This is a genomic window from Gemmobacter aquaticus, from assembly GCF_007859075.1.
GTDB classification, from domain to species: Bacteria; Pseudomonadota; Alphaproteobacteria; order Rhodobacterales; family Rhodobacteraceae; genus Gemmobacter; species Gemmobacter aquaticus.
In genome coordinates this window covers 250,394-264,241 of record NZ_VOAK01000011.1, presented here as the reverse complement: position 1 = coordinate 264,241, position 13,848 = coordinate 250,394, and the positions used below count along the sequence as shown (strand labels likewise).

14 protein-coding genes are annotated in these 13,848 nt (G+C 65.9%); 5 read left to right on the top strand and 9 right to left on the bottom strand.

Annotated elements, in window-relative coordinates:
* From FQU74_RS03295 to FQU74_RS03285, 3 genes are all read right to left on the bottom strand, one after another.
* Positions 1-654, bottom strand: coding sequence for an RluA family pseudouridine synthase (locus FQU74_RS03295; protein WP_146285006.1), 654 nt, complete (start codon positions 652-654; stop codon positions 1-3).
* Positions 654-1,550, bottom strand: a complete 897-nt coding sequence (locus FQU74_RS03290; RefSeq protein ID WP_146285005.1) for a homocysteine S-methyltransferase family protein — start codon at positions 1,548-1,550, stop codon at positions 654-656. The genes FQU74_RS03295 and FQU74_RS03290 overlap by 1 nt, the downstream gene beginning before the upstream one ends.
* Positions 1,551-1,622: 72 nt before the next feature.
* Positions 1,623-2,081 (bottom strand): GAF domain-containing protein, encoded by a 459-nt coding sequence (locus FQU74_RS03285; protein ID WP_146285004.1) that lies wholly within the window; start codon positions 2,079-2,081, stop codon positions 1,623-1,625.
* Positions 2,082-2,180: 99 nt separating this feature from the next.
* Here FQU74_RS03285 and FQU74_RS03280 point away from each other — a divergent pair, with 99 nt between their 5' ends.
* The 3 genes from FQU74_RS03280 (at position 2,181) to FQU74_RS03270 (ending at position 4,601) form a co-directional block, all read left to right on the top strand.
* Positions 2,181-2,516: an STAS domain-containing protein gene (locus tag FQU74_RS03280; protein ID WP_146285003.1), complete on the top strand. Its 336-nt coding sequence runs from the start codon at positions 2,181-2,183 to the stop codon at positions 2,514-2,516.
* On the top strand, positions 2,506-2,940 hold the full coding sequence (locus FQU74_RS03275) for an ATP-binding protein (protein ID WP_146285002.1): 435 nt from the start codon (positions 2,506-2,508) through the stop codon (positions 2,938-2,940). The genes FQU74_RS03280 and FQU74_RS03275 overlap by 11 nt, the downstream gene beginning before the upstream one ends.
* 89 nt (positions 2,941-3,029) lie before the next feature.
* Positions 3,030-4,601 carry a gamma-glutamyltransferase family protein gene (locus FQU74_RS03270; RefSeq protein WP_146285001.1) on the top strand — a complete coding sequence of 524 codons (1,572 nt, stop codon included), beginning with the start codon at positions 3,030-3,032 and terminating at the stop codon, positions 4,599-4,601.
* A 5-nt stretch (positions 4,602-4,606) separates the two neighbouring features.
* Here FQU74_RS03270 and hspQ read toward each other — a convergent pair whose 3' ends face one another.
* Entirely contained in the window at positions 4,607-4,933 is a 327-nt protein-coding gene (gene hspQ / locus FQU74_RS03265; protein WP_146285000.1) for a heat shock protein HspQ, read from the bottom strand.
* 220 nt (positions 4,934-5,153) lie between these two features.
* On the opposite strand from hspQ, the gene FQU74_RS03260 reads away from it, so the two are divergent.
* Positions 5,154-5,741: a transglycosylase SLT domain-containing protein gene (locus tag FQU74_RS03260; protein ID WP_146284999.1), complete on the top strand. Its 588-nt coding sequence runs from the start codon at positions 5,154-5,156 to the stop codon at positions 5,739-5,741.
* Between the two features lie 53 nt (positions 5,742-5,794).
* Here the strand turns inward: FQU74_RS03260 and FQU74_RS03255 are convergent, their stop codons facing one another.
* The 5 genes from FQU74_RS03255 to FQU74_RS03235 form a co-directional block, all read right to left on the bottom strand.
* Entirely contained in the window at positions 5,795-6,397 is a 603-nt protein-coding gene (locus tag FQU74_RS03255; protein ID WP_146284998.1) for a LolA family protein, read from the bottom strand.
* 91 nt (positions 6,398-6,488) lie between these two features.
* Positions 6,489-9,839: an error-prone DNA polymerase gene (locus tag FQU74_RS03250; protein ID WP_146284997.1), complete on the bottom strand. Its 3,351-nt coding sequence runs from the start codon at positions 9,837-9,839 to the stop codon at positions 6,489-6,491.
* Positions 9,836-11,335 (bottom strand): Y-family DNA polymerase, encoded by a 1,500-nt coding sequence (locus FQU74_RS03245; protein WP_146284996.1) that lies wholly within the window; start codon positions 11,333-11,335, stop codon positions 9,836-9,838. Before FQU74_RS03245 ends, FQU74_RS03250 begins: the two co-directional genes overlap by 4 nt.
* Positions 11,262-11,843, bottom strand: coding sequence for an ImuA family protein (locus tag FQU74_RS03240; protein ID WP_146284995.1), 582 nt, complete (start codon positions 11,841-11,843; stop codon positions 11,262-11,264). The genes FQU74_RS03245 and FQU74_RS03240 overlap by 74 nt, the downstream gene beginning before the upstream one ends.
* A 39-nt stretch (positions 11,844-11,882) precedes the next feature.
* Positions 11,883-12,653 carry an SDR family NAD(P)-dependent oxidoreductase gene (locus FQU74_RS03235; RefSeq protein WP_146284994.1) on the bottom strand — a complete coding sequence of 257 codons (771 nt, stop codon included), beginning with the start codon at positions 12,651-12,653 and terminating at the stop codon, positions 11,883-11,885.
* 575 nt (positions 12,654-13,228) lie between these two features.
* Between FQU74_RS03235 and FQU74_RS03230 the strand changes: the two genes are divergently transcribed.
* The gene (locus tag FQU74_RS03230) at positions 13,229-13,819 is read left to right on the top strand and encodes a DNA-3-methyladenine glycosylase (RefSeq protein WP_373288999.1); all 591 of its coding nucleotides are present in this window, start codon (positions 13,229-13,231) and stop codon (positions 13,817-13,819) included.
* The last annotated feature ends 29 nt before the right edge of the window (positions 13,820-13,848 follow it).

The window sequence follows — 13,848 nt, the reverse complement described above, 5'->3', positions numbered from 1 at the left end:
TCAGAACGGAACCGGGGCGGAAAAGGTCATGGTCTTGCCCAGTTCCGGATGCCGAAGGCGCAGGCTTTCGGCATGCAGCATCATGCGCGGATAGTCGGTGCGCGCGGGCCCCTCGGCATAGATCGGATCGCCCAGAATGGGATGGCCGAGCGAGAGCATATGCACCCGCAACTGATGGCTGCGCCCGGTCAAGGGCATCAGACGCACCCGCGTCGTCTTCCCGTCATGCCGGATCACACGCCAGTCGGTCTGGGCAGGCTTGCCCTGTTCGTGATTGACATGCTGGCGCGGACGGTTGGGCCAATCGACGCATAGCGGCAAATCGACGGTGCCCTCCTTCGGCTCAAGAAGCCCCGAGAGGCGCGCCACATAGACCTTTTTCGTCTGCCGTTTTTCGAACTGCTGGCCAAGGTTTCCCTGCGCGGCCTTGGTCAGCGCAAAGACCATCACGCCCGAGGTGTCGCAATCCAGCCGATGCACCAGCAGAACCTCGGGGAACACACGGCGCAGGCGGTCGATCAGGCAATCTTCCTTGCCCGGATCCTTGCCCGGCACCGACAACAGGCCCGCAGGCTTGTTCACCACCAGAAGCGCGCTGTCATGATGCAGGATCGCAAGCGGCACGTCAGGCGGATTATAGGCGTAGTCGGGCATCAGACGATCTCGTGTCCTTCGGCGCGCAGGCGGCGCGCCAACTCGGCGATATGGGCAGGACCGACCTCGCAACAGCCGCCGACGATGCTGGCCCCTTGCGCAACCCAGCCCATGGCGAAATCTGCGTATTTCTCGGGCGTCAGGTCATGGCGGTGCGTCAGTTCGCGCACAGTCGCCGCATCCTCCAGAAATCCGTCGGAGATATGGGTGAACCCATTGGCATAGGCCCCATAGGGTCGCCCGAAGCCGCTCAGAACCGCCAGCGCATCGCCCATCGCCTCGGGCACCGAACAGTTGGCCAGCACGGCGGCGGGCTGATAGGCCTCGACCAGCGGGCGCAGGTCTTCAAGCGGTTCGCCCGATCGCAGCAGGTGCCCCTTGCGATCATGCACCGAGACCGAAAGCCAGACCGGCCGCCCCGCCGTGACGGCCCCCTTCAGCGCACCTTCGGCCTGCGCGAGGGTGGAGAGCGTTTCCAGCAGGATGAAATCAACCTCAGGGGCCAGAAGCTGCGCGATCTCTGCCACCTTTGGCGCGGCCTCATCGACAGGCAGCACCACGTCGTCACGGTAGCTGGCGACCAGCGGGCCGATGGACCCTGCGACACGCCCCGATCCATGGGCCGCGCGCGCCTGAACGGCCGCCGCAATTGCCGCGTGATGCAGCTCGGAAAATCGGTCATCAAGGCCAAAGCGGCTCAGACGATCATGGTGGATCGCATAGGTGTTCGTGGTCGCAATCGTGGCACCGGCGGCGAAATAGTCGTCATGCACCGCCCGGACCAGATCCGGGTGATCGATCATGACCCGCGTGGCCCACAGGTTCGTCGGCTCGTCGCCCGACCGGTTGACGAGTTCCTGTCCCATGCCGCCGTCCAGCAGCGTAATCCGTGCCATTTCGTACCCCCGAATGCGGGCCTGTTACCCTATGCCCGATGTAAGGGCGCAGGTGGCCGAAGTGAACAGCGCCTAGCGCGCGTCGTGAAAGACCCGTGCCAGAATCGCCGCAAGCTCGCGCACATCGGTCTCGGTAAAGGCGGCTTCGGTATTGCTGTCGAGGTCAAGGACCCCCAAAAGCGTGCCCGCGCCGTTCCAGACCGGCAGCACCAGTTCCGACCGGGTGGTCGAGGAGCAGGCGATGTGATCCGCAAAGGCTTCGACATCCGGCACCAGCTGCACTTCGCCCGTGCGCGCAGCCGCACCGCAAACCCCGCGCGAGAACGGGATCACCAAACAGCCGTGCCCGCCCTGATAAGGCCCGATCTTCAACAGTTCCGGCCCAACCACACGGTAGAATCCGGTCCAGTCCGACATGGGATGGGCGTGGTGCAGCTCACACACCACGGTCGCCATCAGCGCAACGGCGTCCGTCTCGCCATGGCAGAGCGCATCGATCCGGGCGGCGAGATCTGAATAGTCGACGGTCATTGGCAGGTCCTTTGCTGCGCGGCGGGCGTGGGTTGCCGCTTACCAAATGCTAACGGACTGCCCTTAGCCTGCAAAGCTGTCAGCGGGAAGGAGCAGGTCATGGAAGTTTCAGTGCAGGAAACGGCGGATTGCCTGGTGGTCACGGTGCTTGAGCCGCGCATCGACGCCGCAAGCGCCATTCAGTTCAAGGAAACGCTGCGCCCCCTGGCCAGCGTCGGACGGGGGCCGGTCGTGCTTGATCTGTCCCGGGTCGGGTTCCTCGACAGCTCGGGCCTTGGTGCGGTGGTCGCGGTGATGAAGCTGATCGGGCCGAACCGCAAGCTGGAGCTGGCAGGCCTGACCCCCAATGTGGACAAGGTCTTTCGCCTGACCCGGATGGACAGCGTCTTCACCATTCATACAGACATTCCACACGGACAGCGGAATGCAGGGTGACAGCGGCTTCTGCGAGGGGCTGTGCGTCGAGTTATCAAGCGATGCCGCAGCCATCAGATGTGCCCTTGAACAGGTCATGGCAAGTGGGCCGGTCCTGCGGCTAGCCCCAGATCTTTCCGCGCGTTTGCAACTGGTTCTGGCCGAAGTACTGAACAACGTGGTCGAACATGCCTATGTGCTGAACGCAGGGCGCATCCGCGTTTCGGTAACCGTCCAGCCCGCGGGGATTGAATGTTGCGTCTGCGATTCGGGCTGCCCCATGCCGGATGGGCGACCTCCCACAGGGGCGCTGCCCGACTGGTCGGAGGGAGAGCCACCCGAGGGCGGATTTGGTTGGTTTCTGATCCGGCAGTTGACCAGCGGCCTGCACTATCGACGACAGGGCATGTGCAACGAATTGCGCTTTCGCATCGACCTGAACTGACCTGGCGCGGCCCCTTCCCAAGCTGACGGGCGGAACATAGGGTTGGCCCAAAGCGGGAAAGCACCGCCCTGCCAGCGAGGCCCAGAGACATGCGCGACTTCCAGAAGCCCGGACGATCTGCGGTTTTTGCCAGCAACGGGGCCTGTGCCACCTCACACCCTCTGGCAGCGCAGGTCGCCATCGAAACGCTGAAGCGGGGTGGCAATGCGGTGGATGCCGCCATCGCCGGGGCGGTCTTGCTGGGGATCTGTGAGCCGCAGATGACCGGCATTGGCGGCGACTGTTTTGTTCTGCTGAAACCCGCAGGCTCTGAGGAGGTGGTCGGGTTGAACGGGTCGGGCCGCGCCCCTGCCGCCTTGCGGGCTGATGAATTGCGCGCCAAAGGTCATGCGCGCATGCCCACCCATGGGATTGAGACCGTCACCCTGCCCGGTGCGGTCGATGCCTTTTGCAAGCTGCATGATGCCCATGGCCGCCTTCCGCTCGCCGATGTGCTGGCACCGGCAATCCATTACGCCGACGAGGGGGTGCCCGTCGCACCACGCGTGGCCTTTGACTGGGCAACCGACGGGCACGACCTGCGTGGTGATGCGCGGCGTTACTATCTGTTTGATGGCGCGGCACCGCAGGTGGGACAGATCTTCCGCGCTCCGGGCCAGGCGGAGGTGCTGCGCCGAATCGCGCGCGAGGGACGCGAAGGGTTCTATGGCGGCGAGGTGGCCGAGGACATCATCGCGTCGCTGCGCGCCCTCGGCGGGTGCCACACCCATGATGACCTGACCGCCACATCCGCCGACTGGACCGCGCCGATTTCGACGGGATACCGCGGGGTCGATCTGCTGGAACATCCACCGAACGGTCAGGGCGCAACGGCACTGCTGCTACTCAACATCCTTGGGCATTTCGACCTTGGCCGCCTTGACCCGCTGGGTGCCGAGCGCGCGCATCTGGAGGCCGAGGCCGCGAAACTCGCATATGACGCGCGCGACCGCTTTATTGCCGATCCGGCGGCACGGATGGATCACATGCTTGCGCCCGAAACGGCGAGCCGGCTTGCCGCCCTGATCGACCCACGACGCGCCCTGCCCGATCCGTCCCGCACGGCCGAGGCGGTGCATCGCGACACCGTCTATATCACCGTGGTCGACCGCGACCGGATGGCCGTCTCGCTGATCTATTCAATCTTCTGGGGTTTCGGCGCGGGTCTCGCCTCGGCGCGGTTCGGAATCAACTTCCAGAACCGGGGGGCAGGCTTCTCGCTTGTTCCCGGCCACCCGAACGAGGCAGGCGGCTGCAAGCGTCCGATGCACACGATCATTCCCGGCATGCTGGCCGAGGGCGGGCGGGTCACCATGCCCTTTGGCGTCATGGGCGGCTCGTTCCAGCCCTGTGGCCATGCCCGGCTGGTGACCAACCTGCGTGACTTCGGCATGGATCTGCAGACCGCAATCGACGCCCCCCGCTGCTTTGCCGATGCAGACGGGCTGCGCATCGAGACCGGGTATGATGCGGGTGTGCGCGATCAGCTGGCAGCACTTGGCCATCGGCTGCGGCTGTCGGATGAACCTCTGGGCGGGGCACAGGCGATCATTCTGCATCCCTCGGGAGTGCTTGAGGCGGGCTCAGACCCGCGCAAGGACGGCTGCGCCCTTGGATATTAGGGGGCTCAGTTCAGGTTGAACTGCAGCGGATAGCGGCCATCCTCGAAATCGCCAAACAGGTCGGGCAGGTCGGGATGGTCTACCGGTTCACCCGTATCATCCGGCACGAGGTTCTGTTCCGAGACGTAGGCGACGTAATAGCTTTGGTCGTTTTCGGCCAGCAGGTGATAGTACGGCTGGTCCCGATCGGGTCGGCTGTCCTCGGGGATGGCGTCGTACCACTCCTCGGTATTCGAGAACATGGCGTCCACGTCAAAAACCACCCCCCGGAAAGGGTGCTTCCGATGCCGCAGCACCTGACCGAGATGATATTTGGCCTGCGTTTTCAGCATTCACACATCCCCTGTCAAAAGAAGTAAACCTTTCGTGGCTTTGCGTCCATCAGCCGCACGGCGATTCGTGGGAAACAAACTGTGGCGCTTGTCCAGCAGATGCGAACCATCGCGGCAAGGCGATCCGTGCCCAGATCGCGGATTTCTGATTCCATCCCCATTTCCCTTGACCGGGAATTGCCCTATTCTTCGCGCCAATAACAAGACACGCGAGGGGCAGATGAGCAGACTTCTCCGTGCGTCGATCCTACTTTTGTTGCTGGCGTCCTGTGGCGGCGGTGGAAAGTTTTCGGCGCCGCACAACCTTGACGATGCCTGCGCGATCCTTCGTGAACGGCCGGAGTATTTCCGCGCGATGAAGAAGACCGAAAGCCGGTGGGGCGTTCCGGTGCCGGTGCAGATGGCGACCATCCATCAGGAAAGCAAGTTCATCGGCAACGCCAAGACCCCGCATCGCTATGTGCTGGGCATCATTCCGATGGGTCGGCAAAGCACGGCATATGGATACAGCCAGGCGCTGGATGGCACCTGGGAAGAGTATCAGGACGAGACAGGCAATCGCCGCGCCCAGCGGGACCGGATCGATGACGCGACCGATTTCATGGGCTGGTACATGGATGGCACCTCGCAGGCCCTGGGTGTGCCGAAATGGGACGCCCGCGCGCAATACCTCGCCTATCACGAAGGGCGCAGCGGCTATGCGCGGGGCAGCTACAACGAAAAGAGCTGGCTGGTCGACGTGGCCGATCGCGTGCAGAGCCGCTCCGTGACCTATTCGGCGCAACTGTCGCAATGCGGCATGAACTGACCGGAACCGATACCCAAACGGGGGGGCCCTGCCCCCCGTTTCGCGTTTCGTCGTTAGTTCTTGCGACGACCGAGTTCGACCTCGATGTTGAAGGTTGACGGCGGATAATCCAGCCCGGTCACAAGTGGACCCAGTTCCACCACGGTCTGGCCACCGGCATTGTCGGTGATGATCCATTGACGCAGCGCCACTGGTTTGGCCGAGAACACCATCTCGATCGTGCCGTATTCGGGGTTCTGCGGATCCTGCGCGATCACGCGGGTGGTTCCGGCGACCTCGGCATGGCCCACCACCATGCGCGCTTTGCCAAGGTCGATATTCTGGCCCAGGATCAGGTTCAGCGGCGTGCGCTTCAGCGGATACTGCTCGGGTGGCTGGTTCGACTTGCCATCGAAGACCGCGACCTGCCCGCCACTTGCCAGCACAAGGTTGCGGTCGGGCGGGGCATATTCAAAGCGCACACGGTTCGGTCGCTTGATGAACAGCTTGCCCTTCGACACTGATCCATCGCTGTTGATCTGACGGAAGTCCGCCTCGGCGGTGGTCAGACTGTTCAGATAGTTGGAGATGGTGGCAAGCGACAGTTTCTCGGCCTGCGCGGGCAGCGCAAGCGCAAACAGGGCGAACGGGGCGGCAAGCGCGGTGCGACGGTTCATGCGCCCTATATAAGCGCATCCCGCGTGGGCTGCACCCCCCGCGCGGCTTGCACGCGAAACTGTGAGCAACGCCTTGCCACCCAATGGCCGCCTAGTGAAAGTCCCGGCTTGGAAACAGCACCTTTGCCTGATCGCGCGGGTGCCGCGCGCGGGTCGGGGTGCCGCGCGCGATGATCGGCGGGCGGGCCTCATCGGCGCGACCGCGGGCCGGGTCAAGGCCGCCCCCCGGCGGGGCGCCAAGGTCAGACAGCCGTTCCGACATATCCTCGATCTGCCAGGCGATCAGGTGGATCACCTCGCCCTCGCGCTGGATCTGGCCCGTGACGCGCAGCAGCCGCCCGCCGATCACCGCGCGGCGGAAGCGTTCATAGACCTTGGGCCAGACCACGATGTTTGAAACGCCGGTCTCATCCTCCAGTGTCAGGAAGATCACGCCCGAGGCCGTTCCAGGCCTCTGCCGGGTGATGACCAGCCCGCAGACCGTGACACGTCCGCGCGCAGCCCCCAGCCGGTCATGCGGCAGAACGCCCGGCAAGCCTGCACGCATCAAGGCCAGCGGATGGGCCCGCAGGCTGAGCCGGGTGGACAGATAGTCCTCGACCACCTGCTCTCCCTGCGACATGGCGGGCAGGGCGACGGCGGGTTCTGCCAGCCCCTCGCCATCGGCAGGCTCGAACAGCGGCAGCGGACGGGGCGCGCGCAGGGCCCGCACCTCCCACAGGGCCGCGCGGCGACCCAGCCCCATGCAGGAAAAGGCATCCGCCTCGGCCAGCCGTTCCAGCACCTCGGCGCGGATGCCGCCCCGGCGCCACAGGCTTTCGACGTCAGGCCAGCCGTTGCCCCGCGCCGCGGCAATCCAGGCCCCATCCTCGGCCCCGATGCCCTTGACCTGCCGGAAACCAAGCCGAAGTGCCAGCGCCCCGTCCCCCCGCCGCTCCAGCGTGTTGTCCCAGAACGAGTGGTTGACCGAGACGGGCCGCACCTCCACCCCATGCTCGCGCGCGTCGCGCACGATCTGCGCGGGGGCATAAAACCCCATGGGCTGGCTGTTGAGCAGCGCGCAGGCAAAGACCGCCGGGTAGTGGCACTTCATCCAGGCCGAGGCATAGACCAGAATGGCAAAGCTCGCGGCATGGCTTTCGGGAAAGCCGTATTCGCCAAACCCCTCGATCTGGGCAAAGCAGCGGGCTGCGAAATCGGCGTCATAGCCATTGGCCAGCATCCCGTCGATGAACCTGTCGCGGAAGCCGCCGATGGTGCCCATACGTCGGAAGGTGGCAAGGCTGCGGCGCAACCGGTCCGCCTCGCCCGGAGAAAAGCCCGCGGCCACCACTGCGATCTGCAGGGCCTGCTCCTGAAACAAGGGCACCCCAAGCGTGCGCCCCAGCACGCCACGCAAGGCCTCGGACGGCCATTCCACCGCCTCTTGCCCGTTGCGGCGGCGGATGAAGGGATGGACCATCCCGCCCTGAATCGGGCCGGGGCGCACGATCGCCACCTCGATCACCAGATCGTAAAAGCAGCGTGGCCGCATCCGGGGCAGAAAATTCATCTGTGCCCGGCTTTCCACCTGAAAGACCCCCACCGCATCGGCCCGGCAGAGCATGTCATAGACGCGCGGGTCCTCATCGCGCATGGCGGACAGGCTGACCTGCCGGCGTTCATGCGCGGCCAGCAGGTCGAACGCCTTGCGCAGGCAGGTCAGCATGCCAAGCGCCAGCACATCCACCTTCAGGATGCCCAGCGCATCGATATCATCCTTGTCCCATTCAATGACCGTGCGCCCCTCCATCGTGGCGTTTTCGATCGGGCAAAGCTCGTCCAGACGGCCACGGGTGATGACAAAGCCACCCACATGCTGCGACAGATGCCGCGGAAAGCCGATGATCTCGGCGATCAGCCGCAGGGTCAGCGCCAGCCGCCGGTCGGCGGGATCAAGCCCCAGTTCGCGCAACCGTCCCGGATCGGGCGGGCTGGACGACCAGCCCCAGCTTTGCCCCGCAATGGCAGCCAGCACATCCTGACTAAGACCCATGACCTTGCCCACCTCGCGCACCGCCGCCCGGCCGCGGAAATGGATCACCGTCGCCGTGAGCCCGGCCCGGTCGCGGCCATAGCGGTCATAGATGTGCTGGATCACCTCCTCGCGCCGCTCATGCTCAAAATCCACATCGATGTCGGGCGGCTCGCCGCGTTCTTCCGAGATGAAACGCTCAAACACCATCAGCGTGGTTCCGGGCGGCACCTCGGTCACACCCAGCGTATAGCAGACCAGCGAATTGGCCGCCGAACCGCGCCCCTGACACAGGATGCCGCGCCCGCGGGCAAAGACCACCAGATCATGCACCGTCAGAAAATAGGGTGCATAGTTCATGCGGCGGATCAGATCGAGCTCATGCGCCGCCCGTGCCCGGATCGCCCCATCCACCCCGTCTGGATAGCGTGCGGGGTCTTCCAGCCCCTCGGCCACCAGTCGCTCCAGCCGGGCTTGGGCGGGTTCGGCACCACCATCGCCCGCCTCATCGGGGTATTCATAGCTCAGCTCGTCCAGACTGAACCGGCACCGCGCCGCCACCTCCAGCGTGCGGGCCACCGCCTCGGGGTAATGGCGGAAGAGCCGGGTCATCTCGGCCGCCGTCTTCAGGCGGCGCTCGGCATTGGGCAGGGCGCGGCGGCCCAGTTCAGCCAGGGTGCAGCCTTCACGCAGGCAGGTCAGCACATCGGCCAGCGCCCGGCGGGCGGCCCGGTGCATCAGCACATCGCCCGCCGCGACCATGGGCAGGCCCGCCCGGTCGGCCATCTGCGCCAATGCGGCCAGACGGTGCTGGTCTTGCCCGTCATAGCGCGGCACTGCCCCAAGATAGAGCCGCCCCGGAAAGGTCCGCGCCATGCGGGATATGGCTCCGGGGTCGCCCTTGACCTGACCCACCAGCGGGTCGGGCGGCAGGGCGATGAAGACCAGCCCCTCGCCCCCCTCAAGCAGATCGGCCAGTCGCAACTCGCAATCGCCCTTGGCCGCGCGCCGCCGGCCAAGCGTGATCAGCCGCGACAGCCGGGCATAGGCCGGGCGATCCGTGGGCAGGGCCAGCCATTCGACTGGCGTGTCGCGCAGCACGAGTCGCGCGCCGATGATCAGCCGTGGCAGGGGCGCCTCGGGCACAGGCAGCCGCACCCCGCCCGAGATCTGGCGGCTGGAGGGGTCCTGCCGCTTTTGTCCACGCACCTCTGCTCCTCCGGTCGCCGCATTCTCGGCCTGCGCGCGGGCCAGTTCACGCAATGCCACATGCGCCCGGACCACCCCGGCCAGTGAGTTCCGGTCGGTAATGGCGATGGCGGCAAGCCCCAGTTCGGCCGCGCGCGCCACCAGTTCTTCCGGGTGCGAGGCCCCGGTCAGGAAGGTGAAGTTCGAGGTGACGCAAAGCTCGGCATAGCCCGGTTTCATGCAAATTCCCCCTGCACATGCCAGCCCGGCGCCTGTGGCGTGTGGAACATCCACAACCGCCGCCCCTGCCGCGTCTCTACCTTCCAGTAGTCGCGCAGGCCGCCGCGCCAGGCCGGATCATCGCTCCACCATTCGGGTGCGATACGCTCTGGCCCCGTGGCGCGGGCGGTCGCCATCTGCATCCGGCGCCAGACAAAGCGCGCAGGCGGGGTGACCGGCCCTTCCGCAATCTCGGGCGCGGGAAAGACGGGCTCGGGCGCAAAAATCGTGACCGGACGCTCTGCCCCCACGGGCCATGGGGCGCCCGGCTGTGCCGTTGCCGCCGACAGGCTGGCGAAAGGGCGGCTGGAAAAGCTGCGCTCGGGGATATGGCTGTCTTCGGGGTGAAAGACACGGATGCGGCCAAAGCCCAGCCGGTTGCCCAGCCGGGTGACCAGATCAGCCAGAGGTTCATCCCCGGCGGGACGGGGCCGGCCATATTGTTCAGGCGGCAGCGGCTCGACCAGCGGGGCGGTCAGGCGCAGCCGCTCGATCCCGAAGCCCGAATCCACCTCGTCGATGCCCTTGCGGAACAGGGCGAGAATACGCTGCGGATCACGCATCGGCCGGGCCAGCCCGATCTCGACCACTGCGTCGGAACTGTCGACCCGCCGCATCTCCAGTCGCAGGCGGCGCGCGCCTGCCTCATGCCGGGCCAGCGCCGCGCACAGCCGGACCAGCAGGCGCAGCAGCCCCGCCTCGACATCGCGCAGCAGCCCGATCGGCTCGGGCAGGGCCATGCGCACGCCGAAATGCGGCTCGGCCCGGTCAGGCGACAGGGGCTCGGCCGAGGCGCCAAGCGCCTGATCCAGCCGCAGGAATACCCCCTGCCCAAAGCGCCGCGCAACCGGACCGCGTGGCAGGCCCATCAGATCGCCGATGCGCTTCAGCCCAAGCCGGCCCAAGCCCTCGACCGTATCATGGTCCAGCCGCAGCGCCGATACGGGAAGCGGACGCAAGGCCGCCCCCTCGGCCCCTGCTGCGGCGATCCCGCCGCCATGGCGGGCCAGCGCATGCGCCGCACCACGGGTGCCCGCGATACCAGCCGTCACCGTCAGCCCCGCCCGCGCCAGCCGTGCCGTCAGATCGGCGCGCAGCGCAGCCTCGCCGCCAAAGAGATGCGCCACCCCGGTGATGTCGGCCACCAGCCCATCTGCGCCTTCGCGGGCCACAAAGGGTGCATAGCGTTCCATCCAGCGGCAGAGCGCGCGTAGAAACCCCGCCTCGGCTGCCAGATCGGCCGGCCGGGTCACCAGATCAGGGCAAAAGGCCCGCGCATCGGCCAACGCCAGCCCACGTTGCAGCCCCCGCGCCTCGGCCGCCGGGTTCAGGCAATGCAGATGGTCCCGGTTGCCCGCGCGCAGCACCAGCGCGAAGGGCCCCTCAGCCCCCCTCTCGCGCAGCGACCGCTCGCTGGCCAGTCGCGGAAACCACAGTGACAGAATGCGACGTCCCATGCAGACTCACCTGCCATTCCCCACATGTTCCCTTTTTGTTCTTGATACGCGACCAACGCATCCGAGTCGAGTCCTCTGCCGCCTCGGGCGTGCAGGTCCAGCGCGTTTCCGCAGCCGGGCTGCCCGCACCCTCACGCACGATCATCAGCCCGGTTACCCGGCCCGACTCGGCGGCCAGTTGCAGCCGCCGCCCCGCCGTCAAACCAAGGGGCCGGTCCAGCCGCGCCACGACCAGCCCGACCGCGCCCGAGCGCAGCCCCTCTTCCACCGCCCACAGCAGTTCCACCTCGGAGGGTGCGGTCGCGGTGATCAGCCGCCCAGGCGGCAGCAGGCGGGCCACCCCGGTGGGAAACAGCGCTTCGGGCCAGTGATCAGGGGTCAGCCACAGGACAGGACCCTTCAGCCCCGCCGCCTGACATAGCGCAAAGACCACAGCCCCCGGCCCGGTCACCTCATGCACACGGGCAGGGCGCAGGGTGGGAATCGCGGGGTCGATCGCACTGGCCATGATCGGAACATAGCGCGAACATTCGCCGTGGCAAAGGACTCAGCCGGTCACGACCACGCCACCATCTATCACCAGCGCCTGCCCGGTCATCGCGCGCGAGATGTCAGAGGCAAGAAACAGGCAGCCGCCCACCACATCCTCGGGCATCAGCGGATCGGGCAGGCACTGGCGCGCCAGATGGCCAGCCAGCGCCTCGGGCGTGGCCCAGAGATCCTTTTGCCGCTGTGTCAGCACCCAGCCCGGTGCGAGCGCATTCACGCGGATCCGGTCAGGCCCGAACTCACGTGCAAGACTGCGGGTCAGGCCGTTGATGCCAGAGTTGGCCGTCGTATAGGCCGCATAACCCGCCTGCCCCATCATATAGCTGATCGACGAGAAATTGACGATCGCCCCACCCCCGGCGGCGCGCATGCCGGGGATCACGGCCTGCGCCGCAAAAAAGTAGCTGCGCAGGTTCACGGCCATAGCCTGATCCCAATAGGCCTCGGTCACATCGAGGCTGGCATGGCGTTCGTCATTGGCGGCATTGTTCACCAGAATGCCAATCGGGCCATGAAGGCGCGCCGCTTCGGCCACCGCATCGCGCAGCGCCCCGGTCTGGGTGATATCGCAGCGCAGGAACAGCGGGCGCACGCCGGTTGCCTCTTGCATCGCATCGCAAAAGGCCGCGCCATCGCGGCGCTGCACAAAGGCCACCCGGGCGCCCTGCCGTAAAAAACCCTCGGTCAGGGCGGCGCCGATCCCCGATCCGCCCCCGGTGATCAGAACAGACCTGCCCCGCAGATCCGGAAATGTCGCGCCTGCCAACATGCTGCCCCCCGTTCGTTATCTTGGCATCATCCCTGCGCGGCAGGCCGGCGTCCAGCCCCGTGCATCGCCGTCGATTCGGCCCATATCCGCGCGACGCCCGATTTACGGGCAGTTGCACCGCGGCAATCCTGCATCACCCCGCACAGGTCGCACATGCACCCCACCCCATGCCGCACCGCAGCACCGAAGGTAGGTTGCAGGACGAGAGTCGGGGCATTCGTTTCCAAAATGGAAAAAGTGCCACTATATCTATGCAAGCGCACCCGCAGGCACCACACGGTACAGCATTATTTTAAACCTTCAAAATGCACACAATGCCCCCGCCGACCTTTCGCAGCTGCAAAATGGGTGAGAAACTTCCGGTAACCCATTGAAGATCTTTCTTTCTCAAGCGGCATAAAATCGCCGGAAGCGACGATGCATTGTTGACGAAATCGGACAATCGAGCGGACTCTGAATCAAAGTCCCAAACTTTGGCCCCTACCGATGTCCAGAAACATTGCACATGTTACGACAACAGTCTGGATGATGGCCGGATGGTGGATCCTCCCGGCCATACTGCTCGGAGGATGCCTTTGGGCCACGCTGATCGCGACGCTGATCTGACCAGAGAGCCGCCATTGCAGGCGGACTACTTTGACAGGCCAGCCCTTGCCGTCGCACCAGAGTTGATCGGCGCACAGCTACGGATCGGCCCCTGCACGGGCATCATCACCGAAACCGAGGCCTATGGCCGCGATGATCCCGCCTCGCACAGCTTTTCAGGCCCACGGCCACGCAACGCCACGATGTTCGGCCCCGCCGGCTACGCCTATGTCTATCGAAGCTACGGCATCCACTGGTGCCTGAACGTGGTCTGCCAGCGTGGCGAGGCGGTTCTTTTGCGGGCGCTCGCCCCGGTCGAAGGGCAGGCGCTGATGGAAAGCCGCCGGGGCCAGACCGGGCCAAGGATCGCAGCTGGTCCGGGGCGGCTTGCTCAGGCTATGGGGATCACTGGCGCAGATGACGGGCGGCCGTTTGGCGCAGAGGACTTCCAGATCGTCACTGGCCAGCGCCTGCCCCTGCTTGTCGGGCCGCGCATCGGCATCTCGCGCGCGACCGACTGGCCATGGCGTTTCGGCGCCGAGGGTGCCGCCAGCCTGTCACGCCCCTTCCCGCGCCGCTGATTTCGCCCGCACCGCATTTGCTGCCCGCA

Bases quoted from the DNA above. Each gene is read 5' to 3' on its own strand.
- FQU74_RS03295 (WP_146285006.1), bottom strand. From the start codon at position 654: ATGCCCGACTACGCCTATAATCCGCCTGACGTGCCGCTTGCGATCCTG.
- FQU74_RS03290 (WP_146285005.1), bottom strand. From the start codon at position 1,550: ATGGCACGGATTACGCTGCTGGACGGCGGCATGGGACAGGAACTCGTC.
- FQU74_RS03285 (WP_146285004.1), bottom strand. From the start codon at position 2,081: ATGACCGTCGACTATTCAGATCTCGCCGCCCGGATCGATGCGCTCTGC.
- FQU74_RS03280 (WP_146285003.1), top strand. From the start codon at position 2,181: ATGGAAGTTTCAGTGCAGGAAACGGCGGATTGCCTGGTGGTCACGGTG.
- FQU74_RS03275 (WP_146285002.1), top strand. From the start codon at position 2,506: ATGCAGGGTGACAGCGGCTTCTGCGAGGGGCTGTGCGTCGAGTTATCA.
- FQU74_RS03270 (WP_146285001.1), top strand. From the start codon at position 3,030: ATGCGCGACTTCCAGAAGCCCGGACGATCTGCGGTTTTTGCCAGCAAC.
- hspQ (WP_146285000.1), bottom strand. From the start codon at position 4,933: ATGCTGAAAACGCAGGCCAAATATCATCTCGGTCAGGTGCTGCGGCAT.
- FQU74_RS03260 (WP_146284999.1), top strand. From the start codon at position 5,154: ATGAGCAGACTTCTCCGTGCGTCGATCCTACTTTTGTTGCTGGCGTCC.
- FQU74_RS03255 (WP_146284998.1), bottom strand. From the start codon at position 6,397: ATGAACCGTCGCACCGCGCTTGCCGCCCCGTTCGCCCTGTTTGCGCTT.
- FQU74_RS03250 (WP_146284997.1), bottom strand. From the start codon at position 9,839: ATGAAACCGGGCTATGCCGAGCTTTGCGTCACCTCGAACTTCACCTTC.
- FQU74_RS03245 (WP_146284996.1), bottom strand. From the start codon at position 11,335: ATGGGACGTCGCATTCTGTCACTGTGGTTTCCGCGACTGGCCAGCGAG.
- FQU74_RS03240 (WP_146284995.1), bottom strand. From the start codon at position 11,843: ATGGCCAGTGCGATCGACCCCGCGATTCCCACCCTGCGCCCTGCCCGT.
- FQU74_RS03235 (WP_146284994.1), bottom strand. From the start codon at position 12,653: ATGTTGGCAGGCGCGACATTTCCGGATCTGCGGGGCAGGTCTGTTCTG.